The sequence below is a fragment of the Spirosoma spitsbergense DSM 19989 genome, from assembly GCF_000374085.1.
Lineage (GTDB): Bacteria > Bacteroidota > Bacteroidia > Cytophagales > Spirosomataceae > Spirosoma > Spirosoma spitsbergense.
The window spans coordinates 1-8,162 of sequence record NZ_KB893460.1; the positions used below are offsets into that span (position 1 = coordinate 1).

The following is an 8,162-nucleotide window of genomic DNA, read 5'->3' on the forward strand; positions in this document are numbered from 1 at the left end:
AGTTTACGGGTCTTTCTGATTGTCAGGCTCGTTCGGTCAACAAACTTGATTACCATTTTAATGCAGCCCTGAGCGCGGTTAACGTGGCTAAAGTTGAGCAGGGCGTTGGTCAACAACCCTTCTCGATGGCCACTATTAAGACGCTCTACCACAATCGTTTACTACTAGATCGTTTTTTTTCTATCTTACCCAAAGGCACTAAACTGGAGAAAAATGATCCTAGAGTGCGTCAACTTTATCACTTCGGCTGTATAGCCGCCTAAATATTGACTAACCATTGCGCTTTAATTAAAACTATCCCTTCAATTAGTTAACTCATTTATGCGCTATTATGACTAACACACTTTTCGTAATTGCAGCCTTTATCGTTATTGGTGTTCTGATCACTATTTTGCTTGGCTTTTTGCGTCAATTAGGCTTAGGATTTATTACAAATTTTGCGCTACGGATGATCTTTTATGACCAGAAGACTCACTTCAATAATGATGTAATCTGGAACAAACTTTGGCTTCGGTTTGGGGTATTGTCCTTTATCATGGTATTTGGTGGGCTGGTTGTCATGTTCATTTTACGACCTGTAACGCCTGCTTCATTCCGGTCATCAGCGTTGTTTTATTGTACCCTTCTCGTTACCGGTGCTTATGCCTATTGGATACGAACTGGAAAAATAAATCTTTTCTCATCCCGGCCGCCCGAAAAGGAAATTATTGCTGAAGGCCAGCCCGTTTTTTCGTTTGTTACCCAGGACGGTATGCTTCAGCTTAGAAATGTGTTCCGTGGAATTTTCATTTGTGGAGGCCCAGGCACCGGCAAAAGCAAAAGTCTGATTGAACCCATTATTCAACAGTCCGCAGCGGCCAACTTTACGGGTATCTTATATGATCGAAAGTTTCCAACGTTAGCCAATGAGGTGGCGGGTGCTTATGAGGCCAGTAGCGTTACTACCTACTACGTTAATTTTACGGATTTGACCTGTAGTCACCGAATCAATCCGGTAAGCCCTACCATTCTGATCAATGCCAGTTACGCCCGGGAAGCGGCAGTAACAACCATTGGCAATTTGGATTATAAAGCAAGTTTGAAGCGAGACATTTGGATACAGACCGCCGAAGCCTTGCTAACGGGCAGTCTCTGGTATTTGCGCAATAACTACCCTCAGTTTTGTACATTGCCCCATGCGAGTAGCTTAATCATCGAAACGCCAACCAAAGCCTTACTTGAACTTTTAGGGTCTGATGAAGAGGTTCGTGGTCTGGTTGCTGCCATCACCAGTAGTCAGGATTCGGAAAAGACCCTGGCTAGTATATTCACCACCGTTCAAAGCTATCTGGCTGTTCTAAACACGCCTGAAATCTTTTGGGTAATGAGCGGGGATGATGTACCTTTTGATTTAAATAATCCCGAGAAGCCAGGTTTTTTAGTGGTTGGCAACGATGCCGATTTACCCACTACGTACTCGCCGTTGATTTCCCTCATCATTGCTACTGCGACCAAGCGAATGAATAAATCCGGCAAACTACCCAGTATCATTATTCTGGATGAGGCCCCTACCCTATTCATTCCTAATTTTCATGAGCTGCCTGCTACCGCGCGGGCCAGTAAGGTAGCCACCGTGTACGCCGTTCAGGATATAGCACAAATGGAAGGCCAGTTGGGACCCCAACAATCGGAAATGTTATTGGGCAACCTGTCCAATCAATTTTACGGCCGTTCGACAAATCCCAAAACGCTGCAACGGGTTACTACCTTGTTTGGTAAACACGATGTGGAATATCAAAGTGTATCCTCAGGCAGAAGTACGGGGGATCGAAGTTCCTCCAGTAGCCAAAACGTAAGCACCTCCATTCAGCAGCGAGACCGCCTGTCCATGCAAACGATTCGGGATCTACAAACGGGCCAATTTGCGGGTTTTGTTGCTGAGGGAAATACAAATGAGTTTGTTACTCAGTTTGTGGCCCCCCAATCAAAAGCGAAAGCCATTGAGCCGTTTACCACAGTCAGCGAAGAGGGAAAGCGGGTCAACTTTCGGCAAATAAAGGAAGATGTTCGCCAAATTGTGCGGGAGAATACGAAACCGACTAAACCTAATTCCCCCCCTGAACCCCGCAGACCGGATCAACCCGACGGCCCGGAAAAGCCCGACGGTTGGGAAGATTTTTCTTGACTGAATTTACTGACATAGCGTTAACTTATGGTTAGGCGTTACAACGCCTAACCATAAGTCATAGACCTACCTATTTTTCAATCTTTCGCATATGCAACAAAGCGAACCGGATATGATTCCGTTTTCTGGTGGCACGAATGACATAAGGTGCGCCCGTTGTTTACATCCCAGAGAGCTTTGCAAGAACGCGCTGATTCTATACTATTTACCTCTTTTTCTCTAACAAGCAAGGTAATGCTTACAATATGATCCGCTTCAATAACCCGTTTGCGTCCATTTCTGGCCCCGCAGAGCTGACAGGTGAACCGATCTCGTATAAACACTGCCCGTTTCCATTGTTCATACTCATCCATCCTGCGAATAAGTCGGACAAGGTTGCTTACCGAAACAACCTTATCCAGTGGTTTACTATTCATGGATCTTATAAGTGTTCCGCGTCAATTGGATGGGACGTTATAGCCTCTTTAATTAGAGGGTTCAACCCCTCAATCAGGATTTCAAGTTGGTGCGATAAAATGCACACCTCATCAGCCAGTAGGCGGCCATTTTGGGCGACCATGTAAGGGTTTTTGGTCAGCAGGTAAACATCGCGAAGGGTCTCGATTTGGGCGTAGAAACTACCAGTAGAGACGAGGGGCAAGCTGATTACTTGCTCAAAGGGATTTGCATGGCTGTTAGGAACAGCGTTACTTTGTACCGTTTGCATTTGACTGTATAGTTAAGTGTAACATGCGCCCCTTCGCTTCTTCCGCCAAGATGTCAGCGTTGGGGCCTTTTTTGTTGTCTTTTGACTCTATAAATATAGAGTCAATTATGGATATATCCATAATTATTTGGCAAAAAAAATTAACTTAAAATAATATCAAAGGAAACCCCTAGAGCATTAGCAACTTTTTGGATTGTCTCTATTGTAAGATTCTGTTTACCTACTTCGTATTGATTTACAGTCCCAACCGATAAGCTAATCTTGTCGGCCAATTCCTTTTGGGTTAACCCTTTCGCTTTTCGAGCCTCTCTGATCCTTTGACCAACACGCTGTTTTACGTCTTCCATTGTTTATTGTAACAATCAACCCATTAAGGCAATGCTATTCTCGCAAAATTAAGATGTTATGGAACATTTCGAACTGTATAACTTAGCATTTTGTAGAAGATAAACTGGGTTTAAACAAGTGGCTTAATTGATATGGCCACAAGAATCCACCCAAGTTTAGGTCTCTTTGCCGCGTGATCCTAAATGAAGCGCCAACGCTAAACATTCCCAACTTTGACCAGCTCCCCGCCACCGGCCGAAGTAACAAAGTGGCTACCGTTTTCGGGGCGCAGGACATCAGCCAGATTGAGGATATGTACGGGCGCAACAAGAAAGACGCATTGGTGGCCAACTTAAACAACCAGTTTTACGGGCGGGTTGGCCACCGGGAGACAGCGCAGTACGTAGCTGATTTGTGGGGCCGGGAGTACGTGCAGCAGCGCACGGAAGGCGAGAGCGAGAACAGCCGGGATTTGGAGACGAGCCGAGGCCGCAGCACGTCGCACAGTTTCACCGAGCGGAGCCGGGTACGCATCCAGGACGTGTTAGAATTGAACACAGGCGAGTTTTACGGCCAGTTAGTAGATTCTGATTTCAGCAGCTTCAAAGCTCAGGTAAAAGCTAGTGAAGGCGGGCCACTGCCCGAAATGGTACCCGTTACGCTGGTAACGAGCCAGGACACAAAGCAGAACTTTCTACGCATCCAGGATGAAATAGAAAGCCTGTTACACCACCCGCAGCCCCAGGCTATAGCCGAACGCGGCCCGGTCGAATCGAAGACCACACCCGTAAACGGCCATTCGTTTAACGGCCAGCATAAGCGCGATGAGCGAACAGGCCCCGGCGAGAGCTTAGATTTTTAGGCCGCTATTTGCCTACGGCAACCCCTTAGCGGGGAGCAGGCAGCACCATAAAGGCGGGTCGATGGTGGCCATACGTGGCCACCATCGACCCGCCTTTATGGTGCTGCGATGTACCGCCCCAAGTCAAACTCTAACAACCAAGATAACAAGTAGTCGGGTTTGTAAGCGTGAACAAAACGTATAACAAAAATGAGGGGTATTTTATAACACAAATTTTACCTATAATTACCGCTAATTTCCTCATAATCAAAACAACATAAGATGAAAACTCTTTCAGCAGCGTTATTATTCCTTTGTTTATCTCACTCCATTATTCAAGCTCAACAATGTATAAGTGGAGACTGTAATAATGGGTTTGGCAGACTCTACTGGCAAGCACAAGATCAGACTTACGAAGGGAGTTTCGTAGGGGGCAAGCGCCAGGGCCAAGGCAAATGCACATTTGGTCCTAGAGCTCTAAGAGGATCTGGTATTGATTCATACGACGGCAGGTGGCAAAATGATGGTTTTGTAAGTGGTAAGATAGCTTTTGTGGATGGTCGTGTTTACAATGGGCCTTGGGCTGAGCAGCCACATGGTGCTAATGGAACTATGGTTTATCAGGATGGAACAAAGTACTCTGGAAGTTGGGAAAAAGGCAAAAGACATGGTTTCGGTTGTATAACCGATGAAGCAACTAAAAAAAAGATGTGTGGTGCTTGGGTTAATGATGTACCAGGACAGCTTAAAGCTTCAATTGATAATTGAGCAGATGTAAAGGAGATAATTAGAAAAGTACAACGCCCGCCCCCTCATGAGAGAGGGGCGGGCGTTGTGTTATTTTGAGAGGTGTTGTATAAGGATTCTTATGTTGAGGGATTAAAACAAGGATGAAAGAAAACGATATTTTACAATCCAACTCCAAATAATGCTAACAAGAATAAGTGGTTTGTAACTATTAATCCTAATCAACAAGCACAAGTCGAAGAATTTGCACAAAAGTATGACCTACATACGTATATGATATCGAAGCATGAATAAGCACGTAAAGTTCAAATGGTAGACCGTTGCCAGCGTTGACCGAGTTTTGAACATTGTCAACGATTCAATCTTTACAGACTAATTCACAGGACAATATAGACGCGTAAATAAGTCCGTAATATTTTTCCCTACACAATTGACTGACTGATAAGTAATTGTAATCAATTTGTCATTACATACTTACTCATGCGTCAATAAGATGATTTTCGATTTACATTTTCTCTACGTACTTCTTTAATTTATTTTTTAGATTTTCAGGATAATATGTTAAGTATTTATCTATCATATTAGTAGCTAAAATCTTTTCTCCTTTATGAGCATACAGCTTCACTTTCATTAAATGAATTCTACTAACTTCCGTTGGATTATCACTTCTTGTAATCGATTCCATTTCAGATATCGTACTAATCATTTCAGGAATTAAGCCCTTTCTTTCATATAAATTGAATTTTTTTAATACATTATATGGACTACTACCATATTCTTCTTGTGTAGTGATAAGACGACTAATAGACTTGCTATAATTCATCTCAACATTATAAGCGTAATCTGCTTCTGCTAACATAGCCATTTCAATTGCCTTTTTAGTGCCTACCAAACGCATTTCTTGAATTAAGCTAAGCAAAAAGCTTTTTTGAATTCCCTTTCTATGTAAAGAACAATCAAAGTATGCTTGAATATGATATGGATTTCCTCTTTCTAATTCATAATTTATTTTGGCATGCTCAAAAGCATCATCATACAATTCAAGGCTTAATAGCACTTGCACTAGTTCTCTCCTAGCACGCTGAAAATTAGGTGCTTCAGCTAAAGCATCATATAACCGTTCTAAGGCAAATTGTAGCTTTCCGGTCATGCGGTAATAAAATCCAAATAAATAGTTGTATAAATAAGAGCCATTGAAATATTGGACTTCATCTTTAAATCTATCGCTTCTATTTCTTGCTAATGCATGACATAGCCACTGTTTGATCTCATACACAATAGCTCTATCCATTTTACTTTCTTTTTCTAAAACTCTGTCTGCAATCTCAATCACGTCATTATAGTTTTTATCTCTTTCATATAAGTAAACCATGGTTTTCAAATAGTGAGATGGCAACAAATACTTATTGACTAATTTAGGATTTAGCTGTAGGGCAGTTTTTAATGAGTAAAAGTAATCTGATACATCAGTATTAATCAATTTTGGATCGTTTAAAGAATGTCGTAAATGTATTCTAACTTTTTCTTTATACAAATTAGGTAGTCTATAACCTGCTCTTTGCAAAAAATCTCGTATTCCGTCATTTAATCTTAAATATTCTTTCGAAATACCCATAGTCTCAATGACAGATTGTCCCATATACAAGTTAATTTTGTTCTCATATTGTTCTTGCTTGTCCTTTTCTAAAATATCAAATAATAAGTCATAGCTAATAAAATCGAAATCAGTCAATACTGATAATAAATTTTGCGATAATTTATCTTCTAGTATCTCCTTGAAAATTTTACTCATACGTTCTCTTTGATAATCTGAAATGAGGTTAGTATTATTTTTAGCGTAGTTGAGACCAGCCTCATTGATTAAATCTGCAGTGAACATAACTTGTTCAGGGAATCCTTTTAGTATTGGTTGAAAAAATAATATGTCTTCTTTTGTTAAATTTTTCCTATAGAGATTAGTTAATCGCTTTAATAAATTAGTCCGTTCAACTACTGAAAGTTCTGAAACATTTACACTGAATATTTCTAAAACAGAAAGGGAAATATGGGGTTGTAGGCGAAATGATGAGGCAATACAAAAAGTTACAGAACTAGAAACCTTTCCGTCATTGTGTGGAGATCGTATTACGTTTCTAAACCAAATAGAAAGACTTCTATCTGGTAAAACAATACATCCATTATCTTCAATAAATATAATTTCATTACTTTTTTGTAGAGATTGAACAAGTGTTCTGGCTATAGATATTTTCTTGTCTTGATTTAATTCTATAAGATTGCTAAAATCCATATCTTCACAAGGGCAAACATCATGAAGTTTTATGATAAAGTCTTCAATACTTTCTCTTGCACCCAAATTTAAAGTTATAGGTTCATAGGATTTTTTTCTAATTAATTGTGTTTTAAACAACCCCTCTTTTAATACCGTTTTCCTGCCTATTTTTGAAAAACCACCTGCAATTAAACAAACAGGTGAATCTTTCTCGTAGTCATCAAGTCTATATTCTATTTTCTGAATAAGATCGTTTCTTCCTACAATGACTTCGTCTCTAAGCTTTAAAATAGGATTCTTAAGCCAAGTAGCCTCTTTTATTCTACTTCTAATTAAATTGTACGCTTTTGCTACACGAAAAACAGGTTGGATGTTTAAAGTCTCTTTCATCCAATCTGGAATCCTAATATCTCTATGAGTGATTTTTTTGTCTATTATTAACGGATATATTCTTTGAAGAGAATTATTGTCTAACTTTTCTTTTGCATACTGTAATTCATCCTGTACCCATTTTGAATCAAGCGCACTATTTGACAGAAACAAGACATATATGTCACTACTGTCTAGCATTTCTCTTATTTCGCTAACAGTATTCATGCCTTGTTCAAAAGACTTTATGTCTATTAAACAACTAGTTTGCCCTAACAACTCAGCAACTTTTTGAACGAATGAGCCGTCTTGACTACTGTAGGAAAAAAAAGCTTTAGGCATATGTTTATTAGTTAGAGGTGATTTTGGTAAGGATGGAAGCAATTAATATTTAACTGCTATGACAGCTTACTATATACTTTTGTTATTTGTAAGTTATTGTAGATGCCGCCTTGAAAACTAACATGACACAATCAATTATCAGTTAAGTACATACACGTTATTTTGAGAATGTTATATGATAATTTTCTTTTAAGGTATAAAATATATTATTTGTAGTCTCCACCTAAATAGAAACATGAGTATAAGGTGCATTTCAAAACTACCTGCCTTAAGTTGACTTAGTCGTTGTCAACTAAATTTAGGCGGTCTCTGACCAATTGCCAGCGGCCACTCTTAGCCGCTACCCGTAAGTTGAGCATCGCTTGCGCCCCATCATCACTCCACCGCTGACCGCTGC

The 8,162-nt window shown here is 40.2% G+C and carries 7 protein-coding genes; 4 read left to right on the forward strand and 3 right to left on the reverse strand.

Annotation, left to right across the window (positions count from 1 at the left end):
• Positions 1 to 263: hypothetical protein (locus B157_RS38930; RefSeq protein WP_020603039.1), on the forward strand; the 263-nt coding region annotated here is incomplete at its 5' end.
• Between the two features lie 68 nt (positions 264 to 331).
• Complete coding sequence (locus tag B157_RS0109130; RefSeq protein WP_020603040.1) at positions 332 to 2,164, forward strand: type IV secretory system conjugative DNA transfer family protein; 1,833 nt, start codon at positions 332 to 334, stop codon at positions 2,162 to 2,164.
• Positions 2,165 to 2,585: 421 nt separating this feature from the next.
• Here B157_RS0109130 and B157_RS0109135 read toward each other — a convergent pair whose 3' ends face one another.
• Both B157_RS0109135 and B157_RS0109145 read right to left on the reverse strand, forming a co-directional pair.
• Complete coding sequence (locus tag B157_RS0109135; protein ID WP_020603041.1) at positions 2,586 to 2,870, reverse strand: hypothetical protein; 285 nt, start codon at positions 2,868 to 2,870, stop codon at positions 2,586 to 2,588.
• A 140-nt stretch (positions 2,871 to 3,010) separates the two neighbouring features.
• On the reverse strand, positions 3,011 to 3,217 hold the full coding sequence (locus B157_RS0109145; protein WP_020603043.1) for a helix-turn-helix domain-containing protein: 207 nt from the start codon (positions 3,215 to 3,217) through the stop codon (positions 3,011 to 3,013).
• Between the two features lie 173 nt (positions 3,218 to 3,390).
• Here B157_RS0109145 and B157_RS0109150 point away from each other — a divergent pair, with 173 nt between their 5' ends.
• The gene (locus B157_RS0109150; protein WP_020603044.1) at positions 3,391 to 4,059 is read left to right on the forward strand and encodes a type IV secretory system conjugative DNA transfer family protein; all 669 of its coding nucleotides are present in this window, start codon (positions 3,391 to 3,393) and stop codon (positions 4,057 to 4,059) included.
• Between the two features lie 261 nt (positions 4,060 to 4,320).
• Positions 4,321 to 4,806 carry an MORN repeat-containing protein gene (locus tag B157_RS0109155; RefSeq protein WP_020603045.1) on the forward strand — a complete coding sequence of 162 codons (486 nt, stop codon included), beginning with the start codon at positions 4,321 to 4,323 and terminating at the stop codon, positions 4,804 to 4,806.
• Positions 4,807 to 5,290: 484 nt separating this feature from the next.
• Here the strand turns inward: B157_RS0109155 and B157_RS0109160 are convergent, their stop codons facing one another.
• Positions 5,291 to 7,765 carry a TIR domain-containing protein gene (locus tag B157_RS0109160; RefSeq protein WP_020603046.1) on the reverse strand — a complete coding sequence of 825 codons (2,475 nt, stop codon included), beginning with the start codon at positions 7,763 to 7,765 and terminating at the stop codon, positions 5,291 to 5,293.
• Between the last annotated feature and the right edge of the window lie 397 nt (positions 7,766 to 8,162).

Excerpts from the sequence above, each read along its gene's own strand:
- B157_RS0109135 (WP_020603041.1), bottom strand. The coding sequence starts at position 2,870 with ATGCAAACGGTACAAAGTAACGCTGTTCCTAACAGCCATGCAAATCCC.
- B157_RS0109155 (WP_020603045.1), top strand. The coding sequence starts at position 4,321 with ATGAAAACTCTTTCAGCAGCGTTATTATTCCTTTGTTTATCTCACTCC.
- B157_RS0109130 (WP_020603040.1), top strand. The coding sequence starts at position 332 with ATGACTAACACACTTTTCGTAATTGCAGCCTTTATCGTTATTGGTGTT.
- B157_RS0109145 (WP_020603043.1), bottom strand. The coding sequence starts at position 3,217 with ATGGAAGACGTAAAACAGCGTGTTGGTCAAAGGATCAGAGAGGCTCGA.
- B157_RS0109160 (WP_020603046.1), bottom strand. The coding sequence starts at position 7,765 with ATGCCTAAAGCTTTTTTTTCCTACAGTAGTCAAGACGGCTCATTCGTT.